The organism is Bradyrhizobium sp. USDA 4504 (assembly GCF_054063995.1).
In genome coordinates this window covers 3,793,983-3,811,922 of the sequence record NZ_JBSSGV010000001.1, presented here as the reverse complement: position 1 = coordinate 3,811,922, position 17,940 = coordinate 3,793,983, and the positions used below count along the sequence as shown (strand labels likewise).

The 17,940-nt window shown below is 65.1% G+C and carries 17 protein-coding genes and 1 pseudogene; 8 read left to right on the top strand and 10 right to left on the bottom strand.

Features of this window, described 5'->3' with window-relative positions; translation table 11 throughout:
- The first annotated feature begins 18 nt into the window (after positions 1-18).
- Positions 19-1,116, top strand: coding sequence for a dihydrolipoamide acetyltransferase family protein (locus ACVMB1_RS17800; RefSeq protein ID WP_076830210.1), 1,098 nt, complete (start codon positions 19-21; stop codon positions 1,114-1,116).
- A 30-nt stretch (positions 1,117-1,146) separates the two neighbouring features.
- On the opposite strand, the pseudogene ACVMB1_RS17795 reads toward ACVMB1_RS17800, so the two are convergent.
- The 4 genes and pseudogenes from ACVMB1_RS17795 to ACVMB1_RS17780 all read right to left on the bottom strand — a co-directional run bounded on the left by ACVMB1_RS17795 (position 1,147) and on the right by ACVMB1_RS17780 (position 5,163).
- A pseudogene (locus ACVMB1_RS17795) lies at positions 1,147-1,573 on the bottom strand (carboxymuconolactone decarboxylase family protein).
- Positions 1,574-1,757: 184 nt separating this feature from the next.
- Positions 1,758-2,600: a transglutaminase family protein gene (locus ACVMB1_RS17790; protein ID WP_456848774.1), complete on the bottom strand. Its 843-nt coding sequence runs from the start codon at positions 2,598-2,600 to the stop codon at positions 1,758-1,760.
- Positions 2,601-2,791: 191 nt separating this feature from the next.
- Positions 2,792-3,736 carry an alpha-E domain-containing protein gene (locus ACVMB1_RS17785; RefSeq protein ID WP_016846373.1) on the bottom strand — a complete coding sequence of 315 codons (945 nt, stop codon included), beginning with the start codon at positions 3,734-3,736 and terminating at the stop codon, positions 2,792-2,794.
- Positions 3,737-3,744: 8 nt separating this feature from the next.
- A complete protein-coding gene (locus ACVMB1_RS17780) occupies positions 3,745-5,163 on the bottom strand; it encodes a circularly permuted type 2 ATP-grasp protein (protein ID WP_076830254.1) in 1,419 nt (472 codons plus the stop codon).
- A 225-nt stretch (positions 5,164-5,388) separates the two neighbouring features.
- Here ACVMB1_RS17780 and ACVMB1_RS17775 point away from each other — a divergent pair, with 225 nt between their 5' ends.
- The 3 genes from ACVMB1_RS17775 (at position 5,389) to ACVMB1_RS17765 (ending at position 7,452) form a co-directional block, all read left to right on the top strand.
- A complete protein-coding gene (locus tag ACVMB1_RS17775) occupies positions 5,389-6,141 on the top strand; it encodes a competence/damage-inducible protein A (RefSeq protein ID WP_076830204.1) in 753 nt (250 codons plus the stop codon).
- A 6-nt stretch (positions 6,142-6,147) separates the two neighbouring features.
- The gene (gpt, locus tag ACVMB1_RS17770) at positions 6,148-6,675 is read left to right on the top strand and encodes a xanthine phosphoribosyltransferase (protein ID WP_076830201.1); all 528 of its coding nucleotides are present in this window, start codon (positions 6,148-6,150) and stop codon (positions 6,673-6,675) included.
- 153 nt (positions 6,676-6,828) lie between these two features.
- On the top strand, positions 6,829-7,452 hold the full coding sequence (locus tag ACVMB1_RS17765; protein ID WP_076830198.1) for a hypothetical protein: 624 nt from the start codon (positions 6,829-6,831) through the stop codon (positions 7,450-7,452).
- A 16-nt stretch (positions 7,453-7,468) separates the two neighbouring features.
- Here ACVMB1_RS17765 and ACVMB1_RS17760 read toward each other — a convergent pair whose 3' ends face one another.
- On the bottom strand, positions 7,469-8,491 hold the full coding sequence (locus tag ACVMB1_RS17760) for a methionine synthase (RefSeq protein ID WP_076830195.1): 1,023 nt from the start codon (positions 8,489-8,491) through the stop codon (positions 7,469-7,471).
- A 99-nt stretch (positions 8,492-8,590) separates the two neighbouring features.
- Between ACVMB1_RS17760 and ACVMB1_RS17755 the strand changes: the two genes are divergently transcribed.
- From ACVMB1_RS17755 to ACVMB1_RS17740, 4 genes are all read left to right on the top strand, one after another.
- On the top strand, positions 8,591-9,295 hold the full coding sequence (locus ACVMB1_RS17755; RefSeq protein WP_076830192.1) for a glutathione binding-like protein: 705 nt from the start codon (positions 8,591-8,593) through the stop codon (positions 9,293-9,295).
- Between the two features lie 98 nt (positions 9,296-9,393).
- Positions 9,394-10,005, top strand: coding sequence for a 2-hydroxychromene-2-carboxylate isomerase (locus ACVMB1_RS17750; RefSeq protein ID WP_076830190.1), 612 nt, complete (start codon positions 9,394-9,396; stop codon positions 10,003-10,005).
- The gene (locus tag ACVMB1_RS17745; protein ID WP_076830187.1) at positions 10,005-10,982 is read left to right on the top strand and encodes an NADPH:quinone oxidoreductase family protein; all 978 of its coding nucleotides are present in this window, start codon (positions 10,005-10,007) and stop codon (positions 10,980-10,982) included. Before ACVMB1_RS17750 ends, ACVMB1_RS17745 begins: the two co-directional genes overlap by 1 nt.
- A gap of 175 nt (positions 10,983-11,157) precedes the next feature.
- Positions 11,158-12,084 carry a ketopantoate reductase family protein gene (locus ACVMB1_RS17740; RefSeq protein WP_076830185.1) on the top strand — a complete coding sequence of 309 codons (927 nt, stop codon included), beginning with the start codon at positions 11,158-11,160 and terminating at the stop codon, positions 12,082-12,084.
- Here the strand turns inward: ACVMB1_RS17740 and ACVMB1_RS17735 are convergent.
- The 5 genes from ACVMB1_RS17735 to ACVMB1_RS17715 form a co-directional block, all read right to left on the bottom strand.
- Positions 12,081-12,767 carry an alpha/beta fold hydrolase gene (locus ACVMB1_RS17735; RefSeq protein WP_076830182.1) on the bottom strand — a complete coding sequence of 229 codons (687 nt, stop codon included), beginning with the start codon at positions 12,765-12,767 and terminating at the stop codon, positions 12,081-12,083. The two genes, ACVMB1_RS17740 and ACVMB1_RS17735, sit on opposite strands and share 4 nt — an antisense overlap.
- Positions 12,764-13,654: a crotonase/enoyl-CoA hydratase family protein gene (locus tag ACVMB1_RS17730; RefSeq protein WP_076830179.1), complete on the bottom strand. Its 891-nt coding sequence runs from the start codon at positions 13,652-13,654 to the stop codon at positions 12,764-12,766. The genes ACVMB1_RS17735 and ACVMB1_RS17730 overlap by 4 nt, the downstream gene beginning before the upstream one ends.
- A gap of 141 nt (positions 13,655-13,795) precedes the next feature.
- Positions 13,796-15,214 (bottom strand): amidase, encoded by a 1,419-nt coding sequence (locus tag ACVMB1_RS17725; protein ID WP_076830177.1) that lies wholly within the window; start codon positions 15,212-15,214, stop codon positions 13,796-13,798.
- Positions 15,207-16,379 carry a M20 aminoacylase family protein gene (locus ACVMB1_RS17720; protein ID WP_076830174.1) on the bottom strand — a complete coding sequence of 391 codons (1,173 nt, stop codon included), beginning with the start codon at positions 16,377-16,379 and terminating at the stop codon, positions 15,207-15,209. Before ACVMB1_RS17720 ends, ACVMB1_RS17725 begins: the two co-directional genes overlap by 8 nt.
- 6 nt (positions 16,380-16,385) lie before the next feature.
- Positions 16,386-17,906, bottom strand: a complete 1,521-nt coding sequence (locus ACVMB1_RS17715) for a M81 family metallopeptidase (RefSeq protein ID WP_076830171.1) — start codon at positions 17,904-17,906, stop codon at positions 16,386-16,388.
- Positions 17,907-17,940: the final 34 nt, after the last annotated feature.

Here is a 17,940-nt window from a genome sequence, read left to right as displayed (position 1 = left end):
ACCGACGGACCTTGTGCCATGCGCCAGTTCACGTTGCCGGACCTTGGTGAAGGTCTTGAAGAAGCCGAGATCGTCACCTGGTACGTCAACGAGGGCGATCACGTCGTGACCGATCAGCCGCTCGTTTCGGTCGAGACCGACAAGGCGGTGGTCGAGATACCGGCGCCGTCGAGCGGACGCATCGCGCGCCTGTTCGGTGCCAAGGGCGATATCGTGAAGGTCGGCGCGCCGCTCGTCGAGTTTGCCGAGGACGCCGGGCAGGACACCGGCACGATTGTGGGCGAACTCGACACCGGCGAGCAACGGCCGGCGCCAGCAACTGCCTCGCCGCCCAGCGGGCAGGGAGCCCAAGTGTTTCCGGCAGTGCGCGCCCTTGCGCGCAAGCTTGACGTCGCGCTCGATCTCGTCGAGGCGACCGGGCCCGGCGGCACCATCACGCGGGCCGATGTCGAGAGGGCGGCGAAGCGGATGTCTCACAGCGGACCCGCCGAGCCGCTGCGCGGCTTGCGCCGCGCGATGGCCCAACGCATGACGGCAGCGCATGCGGAAATCGTCCCCGCGACGGTCACCGATGAAGCCGACATCGACGATTGGCGGCAGGGCGAGGACGTGACAATCCGCCTGGCGCGGGCGATCGCCGCTGCCTGCAAGGCAGAGCCCGCGCTCAATGCCTGGTATCATTCCGGTACGGGAGAACGGCGCCTGATCGAGCGCATCGATCTCGGCATCGCTGTCGACACCGGCGGCGGCCTGATCGTCCCCGTGCTGCGCAATGTCGCGGAGCGGAGCGTATCGGACCTGCGGGCCGGACTCGACCGTCTGCGAGCCGACGCAATCGCGCGCGCGATACCCCCGGGGGAACTGCGCGGTGCGACGATCACGTTGTCGAACTTCGGCATGATCGGAGGCCGGTTTGCTAATCTCATCATCGTGCCGCCACAGACGGCGATCGTCGGCGCCGGGCGGATTTCGGAGCGCGTGGTCGCGCTTCGCGGGCAGGTTGCGGTCCGACGCACGCTGCCGCTATCGCTGACCTTCGATCATCGGGTGGTGACGGGCGGCGAAGCTGCCCGTTTCCTGGTTGTCCTCAAATCCGACGTTGAGCGCATTTCGTGACATCACTCATCCGCGGGACAGGCAGGAGCGTCACGGCTCCTGGCTTCGTCCCGCAGGTGCATCGACGAGGAAGGCCTCGTCGACCGGCACGCCAAGCGCCGTGACCAGCCGGTTGGTCTCGGCGGCCATGCCGACGATTGCCAGCATTTCCTGATATTCGGCGTCGGTCATGCCCTTGGCGCGGGCGCTCGCGGTGTGCGAGTGAATGCAATAGCTGCAGCCGTGGGCCACCGAGACGGCGACGTAGAGCATCTCCTTGACCTTCGGGTCGAGCGCGCCGGGTGCCATCACCTCCTTGATGCTCTCCCCAGGTCCGCCGCAGGGTCTTCGGATCATGCGCCAGCGCGCGCCAGAAATTGTTGACGAAGTCCGAGTTCCGCGTCTTGCGGATGTCGTCGAAGACGGCGCGTGCCTCCGCCGAGAGCTCGTCGTCGGAAAGCAGTTTTACGGTGGCCATGGCTTGTCCCGCTGGTTTGGTTTGAAGCAGCGATCATAGCACCCCTGCCGTCATGAGGAGCGAAGCGGCGAAGCAATCCATGCCTCCGCAAGCGATCAGATGGATTGCTTCGCGGAGCCTGTCCTCTGGCGCGCGTTCGCGCGACCCGTTGGCTCGCAATGACGGACGCGGAGAGGGATCGGCCCTACGACTGCGTCTGGCTCTGCCACTGGCCGGGACGGCCGGCCTGGTCGACCTTGACCGCGACCGTCAGCGTCTCGTTGCCGCCGCCATAGCGGGTGCCGCGGACCGGGGCGGCGCCGAGATAGTCGAGCCCGATCGCGACGCGGGCATGGGCGTCGGTGGTGCAGATGCCGTTGGCGGCGTCGAAGCCGATCCAGCCGAGATCGGGCACGAAGGCCTCGGCCCAGGCGTGGCCGGCTTGCTGGTTGACCATGCCGTCGGAGCGCAGGAAGTGGCCGGAGACGAATCGCGCCGGAACGCCGCCGGCGCGCGCGCAGGCGATCAGGATGTGCGCGTAGTCCTGGCAGACGCCGCGCTTCAGCGCGAACGCCTCGGCGGCCGAGGTGGCGCTGTTGGTCGGGTCCTCGTCGAAGGTCATGTGCTCGTAGATCTGCACCATCAGCGCGTGCAGGAAACCGAGCACGTCGGCGCCGGCGTCGGAGCGCAGCTCGCGCACGACGGCCGTCATTGCCGGGTTGAGGTCGGTCAGCGGTGTGGGACGCAGGAACAGGCTCGGCGGAAACCGCTCGTCGCTGCCGCGCAGCACGCCGCCGGTATCCTGGGTCTCGATCAGGCCCTCGCAATGGATCGTGAGGTCGGCGATCGAGCCGTGCGTCAGCACATGGGTGACGTTGCCGAAAGCGTCCTCATGGGTGTCGAGCCGGGAATCGGTCGAGACGTCGATCTGCCAATCCGCGACATACTGGCCGTCATGGCTGCCGGGCGTCATCCGCAGAATCTGGATCACGCCCGAGGCCGCCGGCTCGTAACGATAGGTGGTGGTGTGGGCTATCCGCAGGCGCATGGCTCAACCGGTGTTCAATCGGTTTTTTCAGGGCAGGACTGTCATGCCCGGACCCTTCCCGGGCACCCACGTCTTTCTTCCTAATCGGCCGCGAAAGCAAGATGTCGATGGCCGGGACACCCATGCGAAGACGCGCTTCGCGCTTTTGGCCCCGCCATGACGACAATTTGAGCGTTTTTCGGCCGTATCGGTTAGATCAGGTACTGCTTGGTGATGATCTCACCCAGCCGTGAGTTGTCCGCGATGAACTCCTGGATGAATTCGTGCACGCCGTGCTGGAAGATATCGTCCATGTTGCTGTGCTCGAGCCGGTTCCTGATGCCGCGGGCATGGCGTTGCGAGGCGCCCTGGCGGCCATAGGCGACGCCGATCTGGTCGAGGTTGCGCACGAGGTTGCTGTAGCAGCTCGCAAGCGAGCGCGGCAGCGTATCGTTGAGGATCAACAGGTCGGCGATCAGCCAGGGCTTCAGGGTTTCCCGGTAGACCCAGTGATAGGCGGTCGTTGCCGACACCGAGCGCAGAATCGAGGTCCACTGGTAGTAATCCAGCGGGCCGCCGACATGCTCCTCCTCGGGTAACAGCATGTGATACTTCACGTCGAGAATCCGCGCGGTATTGTCGGCGCGCTCGAGATGGACCCCGAGCCGCGAGAACCAGTAGGCGTCGTTGCGCAACATGGTGCGGTAGGCCGAGCCGTCGAAGCGCAGCGAGGTCTCCTGTACGAAGCGCAGGAATTTGGCGAGCTCCTCGCGGTTGGCGGGACCCTTGTTCCAGACCGCCTGCAGCTCGATCCACGCCGAATTGATGGTGTCCCACATCTCCGACGTCAGCGCTGTCCGTACCGAGCGTGAATTGAGCCGCGCCGCCTCGATGCAGTTCTTGATCGAGGACGGATTTTCCGACGAGAAGGAGAGATACTCGATGACGTTCCGCTCGTCGGCTTCCTCATAGTGATCGTAGAAGCTTGCGCCGACGCCGGCGGTGAGCAGTGCGGAATCCCACTCATTGGTCTTGCCGACATAGGCCGCGGGCAGCGCGGTGACGCGCAACGTCGCATCGATGGTGCGCGCCAGATATTCGGCGCGTTCGACATAACGGGCCAGCCAGAACAGGTTTTCGGCGGTGCGCGACAGCATGCTTTCAACTACTCACTCAGTATCCAGGTGTCTTTGGTGCCGCCGCCCTGGCTCGAATTGACGACGAGCGAGCCTTCCTTTAGCGCGACGCGGGTCAGCCCGCCGGGCACGATGGTGGTGTGGCTGGAGCCGGTCAGCACGAACGGGCGGAGGTCGACATGACGCGGCGCCAGCCCCTTGTCGGTGCAGGTCGGGCAGGTCGACAGCGCCAGCGTCGGCTGGGCGATGAAGCCTTCTGGCTCGCGCTTGAGCTTGTCGCGGAATGCCTCGATCGTCGCCTTGGTTGCGGCGGGGCCGATCAGCATGCCGTAGCCGCCCGAGCCGTGCACCTCCTTGACGACGAGGTCGGTGAGGTTGTCGAGCACGTAGGACAGATCCTGCGGTTCGCGGCAGCGCCAGGTCTGCACGTTCTTCAGGATCGGCTCCTCGCTGAGATAGAATTTTACGATGTCCGGCATGTAGGAATAGATCGCCTTGTCGTCGGCGATGCCGGTGCCGACCGCATTGGCGAGCGTGATGTTGCCGGCGGCGTAGGCCGACATCAGTCCGGGGACGCCGAGCGCGGAGTCCGGCCGGAAGGTGAGGGGATCGAGGAAATCGTCGTCGACGCGGCGATAGATCACGTCGACCCGCTTCAGCCCCTCGGTGGTGCGCATGAACACCTCGTCGTTCTTGACGATGAGGTCGCGCCCCTCGACCAGTTCGATGCCGAGCTTGTCGGCGAGGAAGGAGTGCTCGTAATAGGCCGAGTTGTAGACGCCGGGCGTCATCAGCGCGACTGTCGGCTCGGCGGAGGCGCTGTGCGGCGCCACCGACCGCAGCGCCGACAGCAGCTCGTCCGGATAACGGTCCACCGGCGCGACGCGGTGCCGCGCGAACAGGTCCGGAAACAACCGCATCATGATCTCGCGGTTTTCCAGCATGTAGGACACGCCGGATGGCGTGCGCGCATTGTCCTCCAGCACGATGAAATTGTCGGGATCGGTGCGGATGATGTCGATGCCGGCGATGTGGACGTAGATGTCGTGCGGCACGTCCTGGCCGTTCATCTCCGGCCGGAACACCGGGTTCTGGAAGATCAGGTCCTCGGGGATGACGTTGGCGCGCAGGATGTCGCGGCCGTGATAGATGTCTTTCAAGAACATGTTGAGCGCGAGCACGCGCTGCTTGAGGCCCTTCTCCAGCAGCGTCCACTCGGTCGCCGACATGATGCGGGGGATGACGTCGAACGGGATCAGCCGCTCCTGGGCCTCGGCATCGCCATAGACCGCGAAGGTGATGCCGATCCGGCGGAACAGCAGCTCCGCTTCCTGGCGTCGATATTCGAGCGCATCCGGCGGCGTCTCTTTGAGCCAGCGGGAGAGCTCCTGGTAGGCCGGGCGGAGATCCTCGCCGAGGCCATTCATCTCGTCGAACGCGACTGCCATATAGCCCGACTGCCCTCCCAAGCCCTGTGACACAGTGCATGACTTGATGGGATGGTAGCAAGGGGCGGGCCAGCGCGATATGCATTGGCTTGCGGCATTTGCTATGGGTGAGGTGGAAGGCCTGCCCGAAAAACCGGCTGAGGTCTGCTTAATTCGGCGGCAAAACCCCGTGACATCAAGGCATTGGATCGGCAATGTCAGGGGATCAAGTTAGGGAATGAGACCATGAGCGAGATCGTCACGGCGGGGATATTGGTGATCGGCGACGAGATCCTGTCCGGCCGGACCAAGGACAAGAACATCGGCTTCATCGCCGAATACCTGACCAACATCGGCATCGACCTGAAGGAGGTCCGCGTCGTCGCCGATGACGAGGCCGACATCGTCTCTGCCCTTGATGCGCTGCGGCATAGGTACACCTACGTGTTCACCACCGGCGGCATCGGGCCGACCCATGACGACATCACCGCTGACAGCGTGGCGAAGGCGTTCGGGGTCGATATCCATCATCACCCCGAGGTGGTGGCGCGGTTCAGGGAGCGCTGGAGCGAGCAGGACCTCAACGAGGCGCGGCTGCGGATGGCCCGGGTGCCCGACGGCGCCGAGCTGATCCAGAGCGCGACCATCCTGGCGCCGGGCTTCAAGCTCGGCAATGTCATCGTGATGGCCGGCATCCCCAGCATCATGCAGGCGATGATGGACATCGTGGCGCCGACCCTGAAGTCCGGCGTGCGGATGCTGTCGGATTCGGTCAGGGCCGATGCGCGGGAAGGCGACATCGGCGGCCCGCTGCGGGCGATCGCGGAAGCCAATCCCGACACCATCATCGGCAGCTATCCGTTCCAGGACGAGAACCAGAAGCCGAACACCAATCTCGTGGTCCGCTCGCGCGATCCGGAAAAGCTCGCCGCGGCGATGATCGCGGTGAAGGAGATGCTGAAGCAAGTGCAGGCCGCGCAGAAGAAGCCGGCGGGTTGAGACGATATGGCTGAACGAAATTCCGAACCGAGTGTACAGGAGCGAGCCGGCAGGCCGTTTCCGGTCTCGTGGGATCAATTCCATCGGGACTGCCGGGCGCTGACCTGGCGGCTCAATGAGGTCGGCCCGTTCCAAGCGGTGATCGCGATCACCCGCGGCGGGCTGGTGCCCGCGGCGATCGTGGCGCGCGAGCTCGGCTTGCGGGTGATCGATACCGTCTGCGTCGCCAGCTACGACCACGACAAGCAGGGCGACCTGAAAGTGCTCAAGGGCATTTCGGAGCAGACTGCCAAGCTCGGCGGCGGCACCGGCAAGGGGCTCTTGATCGTCGACGACCTCGTCGATACCGGCAAGACCGGCAGGCTGGTGCGCCAATTGCTGCCCGATGCGCATTTCGCGACCGTGTACGCCAAGCCGAAGGGCCGGCCGCTGGTCGACACCTACATCACCGAGGTGTCGCAGGACACCTGGATCTACTTTCCCTGGGATACCGCGCTGTCGTTCCAGCCGCCGATCCGCGACGGGGCGGCGTGAGGAGTCACCTCGCCCCGCTTGCGGCGAGAGGTCGATCGCGGAGCGATCGGGTGAGGGGGAGTCACCGCGAGTTCATCTCTCACTATCTTTGCGGACAAGCCCCTCACCCCAACCCTCTCCCCGCAAGAGCGGGGCGAGGGGGAAGTAAGAAACATGCCCCTGCAAAACCGCGTCACGCCCACCGGCGACATCGTCGCGACGGACCATCGCGGCACCTTCACCGGCAATCGCGGCATCATCCACGATCCGGCGACGCGCACGCTGCTGAACAAGCGCTGGTCGAGCCCGGCGTGGCTCACCTGCGTCTGCGAGTTCAGGGGACGGCGGCGCGAGGTGATGAGCCGGCAGAGCTGGACCGAGCTGTTCTTCCTCGATGAGGCCACCGCGTTCGCGGCCGGACACCGGCCCTGCTTCTACTGCCGCCGTGACGATGCCAAGCAGTTTCGCAGCTGCTGGGAGCAGGGCAACGGCGTAAGCGATCTCAGCGCCAAGGCGATGGATGCGGTGCTGCACGCCGAGCGGCTCGACCGCGGCAAGAAGCGGCTGCATCCGCTGCCGATGCGATTGCGCGACTTGCCCGACGGGACGATGGTGCAGGCGAGCGGGGAGAGCTACCTCGTCGCCGACGGCGCCACGTTGCGCTGGTCGTTCGCCGGTTACAGCCGGGCCGACGTACCCGAGCCGGCCATGCTGCTGACGCCGCCATCGACGTTGCGCGCCTTCCAGGCCGGCTACCGGCCGGTGTTGCATCCGAGCGCGATGGCCGTTCTGGGTTGATTGGCCGGCGTCATCCTTACGCCAGCCGCTGCCGCGCCAGCTTGGTACCGGCGCCCAGCGCGATCAGCTTGGCTTCCGCGATGTCCCGCCGCATCGGCGCCATGCCGCAATTGGTGGTCGCGATGATGTTGCCCTTCGGCACGTGCTTCGCGACCGCCTCGATCGCCTTGACGACGTCCTCCGCGGTTTCGATCTCGTCGCTGGCGACGTCGATCACGCCGGCCTGCACGATCTTGCCGGGGAGTGCCGCCAGCAGTTCGATCGGCACCTTCGAGTTGCGGCATTCGATCGCGACCTGCTGGATCGTGCTCTTGTCGATGACGGGAAACGTCTCCTCGTATTGCCGCCACTCGCCGCCAAGCGTCTGCTTCCAGTCGGTGTTGGCCTTGATGCCGTAGCCATAGCAGATGTGCACGGCGGTGGCGCAGGTCAGACCTTCGGCGGCGCGCTCCAGCGCCTTGATGCCCCAGTCGCGCACTTGGTCCATGTAGACGTTGAAGGCGGGCTCGTCGAACTGGATCATGTCGACGCCGTCGGCCTGCAACGCCTTCGCCTCCTGATTCAAAAGCTCGGCGAAAGCGAAGGCCATCTTCACGCGGTCGCCGTAATATTTGTCGGCGATGGTATCGATGATCGTCATCGGGCCGGGCATGGTGAATTTCAGCCGGTTCCTGGTGTGCGCGCGGGCCGCACGGGCCTCGCTCTCGTGGACGCGTCCCTTGAGCTGCAGCGGTGCGACCACCTGCGGCACCATCGCCTTATAGCGGTCCTTGCGGATACCCATCTCGACCTTGTGGGCGAAATCGATGCCCTCGATCCGCTCCAGGAAGCCGTGCACGAAATGCTGGCGCGCCTGCTCGCCCTCGGTGACGATGTCGACGCCGGCATCTTCCTGCAGCTTGACCGCAAGCACCGTGGCATCGCGCTTGGCGCGGGCGAGCTCGGTGCCCTCCGACTTCCACGGTGCCCACAGCATGTTCGGCTCCGCCAGCCATTCCGGCTTCGGCAGCGAGCCAGCGATCGTGGTTGGAAACAGCATGGGTGCCTCCCGTTGGGTTCTGATTGAGGGCCTGTGTGCCATGTCCTAAGGTGGAGGTACAGAACAACAAAAGTCTTTGTGATGGGGAATAGAACGCCGATGATCGATCTGCACTACGCGCCGACGCCGAACGGCTGGAAGATCTCGATCATGCTGGAGGAACTGGGGCTGCCCTACAAGGTGATCCCGGTGAACATCCGCGCCGGCGAGCAGTTTCGGCCCGAATTCCTGGCGATCAGCCCGAACAACCGGATCCCCGCGATCGTCGACCATCAACCGGCCGACGGCGGCGGGCCGTTCTCGGTGTTCGAGACCGGCGCGATCCTGATCTATCTCGCCGACAAGACCGGCCGTTTCCTGTCGCGGGAGTTGCGTGCGCGGTCGAACGTCATCCAATGGGTGATGTGGCAGATGGGCGGCCTCGGGCCGATGCTCGGCCAGCACGGCCATTTCGCGCTCTATGCGGCCGAGAAGATTCCCTACGCGATCGAGCGCTACCGCGACGAGACGGCGCGGCTCTATGGCGTGCTCGACCGCCAGCTCGGCAGGACCGGCGCCTATATCGCAGGCGACGACTATTCGATCGCCGACATCGCCTGCTTCCCCTGGACCATGACCCACAAGGCGCAGGGCTTCACCCTCGACGATTTTCCGAACATCAAGCGCTGGTACGCCACCGTGCGCGCCCGGCCGCAGGTGCAGGCGGGGCTTGCGATCGGAAAGTTCGTCAAGGAGCCGTTTGACGAGGAATCACGCAAGAACATGTTCGGCCAGCGTGCGAAGGAATTGGTCGAGAAGAAATGATGCCCGTTATTCCGCAGCGCGACACAGTCGCAAGCTCTGCGCCTTGCGGTGCATCCCGGAATGACGAGAATGAATGTGGAAAAGACAAAGGAAACGCCATGATCGAATTCTTCTTCGACTGCTCCAGCCCGTGGACCTATCTCGCCTGGCACAACATCCAGCCGATCGCGAAGGAGTTCGACGCTCCGATCACCTGGCGGCCGATCCTGGTCGGCGGCATCTTCAACACCGTCAACCCGTCGGTCTATGCGCAGCGCGAGAAGCCGGTGCCGCTGAAGGCGCGCTACATGAAGAAGGATCTCGCCGACTGGGCGCGCTCGGCCGGCCTTGCGATCAAGATGCCGCCGACCGTATTCCCGGTGAACAGCGTCAAGGCGATGCGCGGCTGCATCCTTCTCGGCAACGAGAAGATGGTGCCGTTCGCACGCGCGGTGTTCGAGGCCTATTGGGGTGACGACAAGGACATCTCGCAGGATGCGGTGCTGACCGAGATCTGCACTAAACTCGGGATCGATCCGGCGCAATTCCTTGCCGGCATCGGCGACCAGGCGATCAAGGATCAGCTCAAGGCCAACACCGAGGAGGTGATGGCGCGCGGCGGTTTCGGCTCGCCGACGATCTATCTCGACAAGACCGACATGTATTTCGGCAACGATCGCCTGCCGTTGATCCGCGAGGCGCTGGCACGCGTCAAGGCGCGGGCCGCCTGATGCCGAAAGCCGTCGTTTGCCGCGAGCTGGGCCTGCCCGAGCGCTTGCAGCTCGAGAACTTTACCTCGGCGCCTTTGCAGCCGGGCCAGGTGCGGGTCGCGATCCGCGCCGCCGGGATCAACTTTCCCGACATCCTGATGGCCGCCGGCGAGTACCAGCTCAAGCCGCCGCTGCCGTTCACGCCGGGCTCGGAAGCCGCCGGCGATGTCGTCGAGGTCAATGACGCAGCCGGTGTCGCAGTTGGCGACAAGGTGATCGTCAAGATGCGCTTCGGCGCCTATTGCGACGAGACGGTTGCAACGCCGTCGCAACTCGTGCCGGTGCCGTCGACCTTCGACTACGCGGAAGGCGCGACCTTCCTGGCCGCGCATGGCACCGCCTATCATGCGCTGATCGACCGCGGGCAGATCAAGCCGGGCGAGGTGCTGCTGGTGCATGGCGCCGGCGGCGGCGTCGGACTTGCCGCGGTCGAGATCGGCAAGCTGCTCGGCGCCACCGTGATCGCCGCGGCTTCGAGCGAGGACAAGCTTGCGATCGCCAAGGCGCGCGGCGCGGACCATCTCGTGCTCTATGCGCGCGAGCCGTTCCGCGATGCGGTCAAGCGCCTCACCGACGGTCGCGGCGCGGATGTCGTGTTCGATCCTGTCGGCGGCGAGGTGTTCGAGAATTCGATGCGCTGCATCAACTGGGGCGCACGGATTCTCGTCGTCGGCTTCACCGGCGGCATCGGTCTCGCCCGCACCAATCTGTTGATGATCAAGGGCGCGAGCGTGCTCGGCGTTCGCGCCGGCGAGGCAGTGCGCAAGGATCCCGCACTCGGCGAGGTCAGGTTCAAGGCGCTGAGCGAATGGGCCGAGGCCGGCCGGGTGCGGCCGAATATCTCGCACCGGCTGCCGCTGGAAGACTATGCGAAGGCGATGCGGCTGTTGATCGAGCGCAAGGCGATCGGGCGTGTGGCGCTGCTGACGAGGCCGTGAAGCCATAGATCCGTCGGGCAGGCGGCTTGCCAGCGTCCGCCATGCACCGATAGCAGACCAAATTCTGCAGTGCAGCCAAATGACGCGATGGGCCCGGCGTTCAAGGAATCGAACCCAGGTCCGTCGGGTGATATCCTCTGCCGGCTGAGTGTCGTTGCAGGGGGGAGGATATGACATGCGTATCGCTGTGATGGCGGCCGGTGCCCTCGGCGGTTATTTCGGAGCACGTATGGCCGCGGCAGGGCACGACGTGTTCTTTATCGCACGCGGCTCCAACCTCGAGGCGATCAGAAAGAACGGTCTCAAGGTCGAGAGTGTGCTCGGCAATCTTCATTTGCCCGAACCCAACGTGACCGATGATCCTGCCATGGTCGGTCCGGTCGATATCGTGCTGTTCGCGGTCAAGCTTTGGGACAGCGAGACGGCAGCCAGGTTGTCTCTCCCCCTGGTCGGACCGCGCACCCGGGTGATCCCGCTGCAAAACGGGGTCGATAGCGCCGAGAGGATCGCCCCGATTCTCGGCGCCGACAATGTGGTCGCCGGAAGTGCCTACATTGCTACAGTGCTGTCCGCGCCTGGCGTCGTCACCCACACGAGCCAGTTCGCGCGCATGGTCTGCGGCAGAACCGACGGTAAGCCCGATGACGGCCTCAAGGCCTTTGCCGACGCCGCTCAAGCGGCCGGCATCGACATCTCGGTGTCCGACGGGATTGACCGCGAGCGCTGGCAGAAATTTGTATTCCTCGTCGGACTATCAGGCGCGACCGCAACGGCTCGCCAGCCGCTGGGGCCGATCCTGGCCGACCCGGATACGCGAGCGTTCTTTTACAGCCTGATGAGCGAGGTGGTGGCGGTCGGCCGTGCCAAAGGCGTTCCCATTCCGGAGAATTTTGCCGAGGACCGAATGAAATTCGCGGAAGCCTCGCCGCCCACCTTCAAGGCTTCCATGCTGCACGATCTCGAACGCGGCAACCGGCTCGAACTCGACTGGCTCGCCGGAAAGGTGGTGGAGTTCGCCCGCCCGCTTGGCATTCCTACGCCAGCCAACAATGCGGTCTATGCCATGCTCAAGCTGCACAGGATGGGTAACGCCCACGCCTAGTCCACCTGACGATTTGTGCTGAATTGCCCCTCTCGCAAGAACGCGATGGTCTGCGCGATCGCATCGGCGTTGCGCACCAGCCAGGGATGCGAGGTGCGGATCACGATGTGATCGGCCATGCCCTCGAGCCTGGTGTTGGTAACCGACACCCGGCCGTCATGCGGTCGCGGCAGGGCCATGGAGGTGATCGGATAGACCGAACGGTTGCCGGCAATGATGCCGGCGGAATAGTCGATCGGCGGCAGCAGCGCGCTGGTCGCGGCATCGCGGCGGGTGACGAGCTGCTGGCCGGCCGGACCGAAATAGGCGCGATAAGCCGCGAGGTTCTTCAGGCGGTCGGCGATCTCGCTGCCGCCGTTCGGTGTGCCCAGCATCACGACGCGGCCGAGCCGCGCCGGGCGATGCCTTGCCAGATAGACGCGCGCCAGAAGACCGCCCATGGAATGGCAGACGAAGTTCACGGAGCCGTCGAGGCTCTCCGCGAATTGATCAAGCGAAGGATGGATGTCCTCGGCCAGCGCGTCGAGCGGCTTGCGCCGGCTGTCATAGTCGAGATTGAGGGTGGCAAAGCCGGCAGCCTTCAGTGCCAGCTCCATCCTGCGCAACGAGCGCGCCGTCCTGCTGATGCCGTGCAGCAGGACGACGCCGTCAAGTGTGAACGCCGCTTGACGCCGTTCGTTCACTTATAGTCGCGCTCTTGCCACCACGGGAAATAGTCGGGCATGTCCGACGACACCTTATTCTTGAACTGCGCGGGGCGCTTTTCCAGGAACGACACCACGCCTTCCTTGACGTCGTCGGAGCGGCCGCGGGCATAGATGCCGCGGCTGTCGACCTTGTGCGCCTCCATCGGATCGTCGGCGCCCATCATGCGCCACATCATCTGGCGGATCAGCGCCACCGACACCGGCGCGGTCTTGGCCGCGAACTCCTTGGCGAGCGCACGCGCGGTCGGCAGCAGATCGTCCGGCGGCACCAACTTGCTGACGAGCCGCCCGGCAAGCGCTTCCTGCGCCGGGAAGACGCGGCCGGAATAGCACCATTCCAGCGCCTGCGAGATGCCGACGATGCGCGGCAGGAACCAGCTCGATGCGGCTTCCGGCACGATGCCGCGCTGGGAGAACACAAAGCCGAAGCGCGCGGCGTCGGAAGCGATGCGGATATCCATCGCAAGCTGCATGGTGACGCCGATGCCGACCGCCGGGCCGTTCACGGCAGCGATCACCGGCTTCAGGCACTTGAAGATGCGCAGCGTCACTTGCCCGCCGCCGTCACGCACCTGCGGATCGCTGTAGTCGACGCTGCCGTCGGCATTGCGCTTGACCGGGCCGCGCCGCGCATCGCGGTCGAACGTGTTGGCGCCGGAGGAAAGATCGGCGCCGGCGCAGAAGCCGCGGCCCGCACCGGTCACGATGATGGCCCTGACGTCGTCGTCCTTGTCGGCTTTGTCGAACGCGTCGATCAGCTCCTGCTGCATCGTGGCGTTGAAGGCGTTGAGCTTGTCGGGCCGGTTCAGCGTGATGGTCAGGATCTGCTCGGCGACCTCGTACTTGATCGTCTCATACGCCATGGGGATGATTTCCTCTCGGTTTTCTTGAATGAACGGCGCTGGCGCGCGTCTCCATCCAGTTAACCCGGCAATCATCCGTTGTGAAGAAGAGGGATGCGCGGGCCTGGCTCCGCGCATCCTGACTTGCGTTGAGGCGCTGCTTTACTTCTTCGGCGGCGCGGGCCACGGCTTCTGCGGGCCGCGCAGGCCTTCGAACGCCTTGCCCATGCCGAGCACGCCGATGTCGTCGAAGCGGCGGCCGATGATCTGGACGCCGATCGGAAAGCCCTTCTTGTCGTAGCCGGCGTTGATCGACAGCGCCGGGTTCTCCGACATATTCCACGGCACGGTAAAGCAGATGTGCTCGAACGGCTTTGCCGGGTCGTTGAGCGGCGCGGCGAACTCCGCCGGGAAGTTCACCACCGGCGATACTGGCGAGATCACGTAGTCGACCTCGCAGAACAATTTCGCGGCGGCCGCGCGGATCGCCATCGTCATGTTGAAGCCGCGCACCACATCGACGCCGGAGAGCTTTGCGCCGGCTTCTGCCCAGTTGAGGATGTAGGGCAGGGTCTTGCCGCGGTCGGCCTGCGACAGTTTCGACAGCTCGTCCCAGGTCCTAGCGCGCCAGAAATTGTCGAGCCCTTCGAGCATCTCGGGCGTCAGGATGCCGTCGATCTCGGTGATGACGGCGCCGGCGGATTCGAACGCCTTCGCAGCCTTCACGACGACCTCGCGAACCTCCTTCTCGACCTTCTGGCCGGAGCCGGCGTCGAGCATCAGCCCGATGCGCAGCTTGCGCGGCGACTTCTCCAGCGCCTTCCAGTTCACCTCGAGCGCCGGCAGGCTCATGCCGTCGCGGCGATCGGGACGCGACAATACGCTCATCATCAGCGCGGCGTCGTCGACGGTGCGGGTCATCGGACCGGCGACGCGGCCGACATAGGGCGGGTCGATCGGCACGCGGCCGAGGCTCGGTTTCAATGCGACGAGGCCGCACCAGTTGGCCGGCAGCCGCACCGAGCCGCCGATATCGGTGCCGAGATGCAAGGGACCATAGCCGGCAGCGCCTGCCGCGCCCGCGCCGGCGCTCGAGCCGCCGGGGTTCTTGCTGACATCCCAGGGATTGCGGGTCAGGGGATGGAACGAGGACAGGCCCGACGACAGCATGCCGTAGTCCGGCATCGTGGTCTTGGAGAAGATCACGCAGCCGGCCTCGCGCAGCCGCGCCGCAGGCGGTGCATCCTTCTCCGCGGGCGCCAGCTTGACGCTCGCCGCGCCCAGCGGCACCGGCTGCCCCTTGGTCGCGACATTGTCCTTGATGGTGGCGGGAACGCCATCGAGCGTGCCGGCCGGCTCGGCCTGCTGCCAGCGCTCGGTCGAGGTCCTGGCGACCTTCCGCGCCCCTTCCGGGTCGTACAAATACAGCGCCTTGATGTGCGGCTCCCAGGTCGCGACCTGGGAGATGATTTCCTCCAGCACCTCGGACGGCGAGAACTGCTTGGCACGATAGCCGGCGAGCAGGTCGACGGCGGAGAGATCGTGCAGCGACGTGATGGCGTCCCCTTTGGGCTTATGCATGCGCACCTGCCGGCATGCGTTTCTCGATGATGCGGGCGAACATGCTGGCGCCGATCGGCAGGATCTTGTCGTCGAGAACGTAACCGGGATTGTGAACGGGCACGGAGCCGTCATGGCCGACCCAGAAATACGCGCCGGGAATGGCCTGCATCATGTCGGCGAAATCCTCGCTGCCCATCTTGGGTGTCGAGCGGGTGATGACCTTGGCCGGGTCGACGACGGTGCGCGCGACTTCCTCGACCACGCGGGACTGCTCTTCCTGATTCACCAGCACGCTGAAGCCGTCGCGGATCTCGACCGAGATTTCGGCGCCATATGCCGCCGCAAAGCCGGCGGAGATTTCGCGCATGCGCTTGCGGATCAGCTCACGAATCTCGTCGGAGAAGCAGCGCACCGTGCCGCACATCCAGGCTTCGCCGGGAATGACGTTGTACGCCGACCCGGAATGGATCTGCGTGATCGACAGCACCGCAGCCTGCAGCGGATCGACGTTGCGGCTGACGATCGACTGCAACGCCTGTCCGAGCGTCATTGCGATCACGACCGCGTCCTTGGAACGCTCCGGCATCGCGCCATGCGCGCCGTAGCCCTGGATCCTGATGTCGAAGAAGTCGGCTGCGGCCATTGCCGGGCCCGGCAGGATCGCGATCTCGCCATGGTTGAGGTCCGGCGCGTTGTGCAGGCCATAGACCTCGTCGCAGGGGAACTGCTTGAACAGGCCGTCCTTGATCATGGCGCGCGCGCCGCCGAGGCCTTCCTCGGCCGGCTGGAAGATGAAATGCACGGTGCCGTCGAAATTGCGGGTCTCGGCGAGATAGCGCGCCGAGCCGAGCAGCATCGTGGTGTGGCCGTCATGGCCGCAGCCGTGGAAGCGGCCGGGGATGGTCGAACGCCACTTCAGATTGGTGTTCTCCTCCATCGGCAGCGCGTCCATGTCGGCGCGCAGGCCGATCTTCTTGGTGCTGTTGCCCTTGCCCTTGAGCACACCGACCACGCCGGTGCCGCCGAGGCCGCGATGCACCTCGATGCCCCAGCTCGTCAGCTTGTCGGCGACGATGCCCGAGGTGCGGACCTCCTCGAAGCCGATCTCGGGATGCGCATGCAGATCCCGTCTGATGGCGGTGAGTTCGTCGGCAAAACTGTCGATGCGCTCAATGGTCGGCATGGCTCTCTATCCGTTTGTGCGTGATGGGGAGGTGGGTGTGAAAGTAGGGCCGTTCGGCTTGATACGAATGCCGGGACGCAAATGTTTCCACGGCAGCGTGGCGGTATCGGCGGGCATCGCGCCGGGGGCGGCGCAGATCAAGAGCTTCTCGGCGATCGGCTCGAAATCGGCGCGGAAATGCACCGAGCTCTTGTTGACCAAAATCTTCTGTGCCGTCGGCTCGATGCCGACATAGCGGTACATCGCCTGGTCGGCAAGCTGGGCCTTGTAGGAGCCGACCACGACGCGCACGTTGCCGACCCGCAGGCAGGCCGAGGGGCCCATGTCCATGTCGCGGCCGCCGAAATAGGGACCGGGAGCCACGAATTTTCCATCCGAGAGCTGCTCGACGACAAAAGTCTCCCGGTATGGCGCGTCGCCGGGAATGCCGGACTTGCCACCGAGCTCGAGCGTGACTGATGCGCCGACACCGGCGGTGTGCGCGGCCTTCGCGGATTGCGGGTCGTAGATCACGCCGGTTGCGGCACTCGCCCTGTTGCGCACCAGTGCGCGCAGCATGCCGGTGGTGTCGGAATCGCCGCCGGCGCCGGGATTGTCCTGGGTGTCGGCGATGATAATCGGCTTGCTGGCCGATTTCGCCAGTTCCATCGCCAGCCGCACGCCTTCGTCGGGCGAATAGATCCGGCCGTCGAAATCATCCTCATGGCTCTCGACCAGGGCGACGACCTTGTCGGCGGCGGCATCCGCATCGGCCTGGGTCCGGCCGTAAGCGAATACGCTCGGCCCGCAATCCCTGAAATCGGCGGCCGGGAAGCCCGGCGCAAACGACAGCGTCGGCACCGCGTCGCTCTCGAGGGCGGCGAGCTTCTGATAGATGCCCTTGGTCGGCTGGTCGTTGGTGCATTGCCAGCTGATCGGGATCAGGAACGGCAGTTGCCGGAATGCCTTTGCGAAGCGCTGCCTGGACTTGAGCATCAGCGCCAGATGCCGGGCGCAGGCGCGGCCGGTTTCGGCCATGTCGACATGCGGATAGGTGCGGTAGGCAATCAGCGCATCGGCATGCTCGATCATCTTTGGCGAGACATTCGCATGCAGATCGAGGCTCGCCACCAGCGGCAGCTCGTTGCCGATCGCCTTGCGCACGCGGGCCAGCGTTTCGCCTTCGCCGTCGTCATAATGCTCGGTGACCATGGCGCCGTGCAGGTCGAGATAGACGGCATCGATCGGTCCGGCCGCGGCGATGCCGTCGACCATTTCCGTCACGATCCGCTCGAACGCATCCTTGCTGACATGCGCCGACGGGCTCGCCGCGGCGAAGATCGTCGGCACCAGCTCCCAGCCATTGGCTTCCGCCGCCTCGACAAAGCCGGCGAGGCCGACATTGATCTTGCGCATGACCTTGAGCACGTCGGCGCCATGCGTCATCGACGGCCAGCCGCCGCCATGCACGAAATCGTCATAGGTTGCCTTCGTCGGTGCGAAGGTATTGGTCTCGTGCAGGAAGCCGCCAACGGCAATGCGGGTCATCAAGTCGGTCTCGATACGTTTCTTCGATCATGAT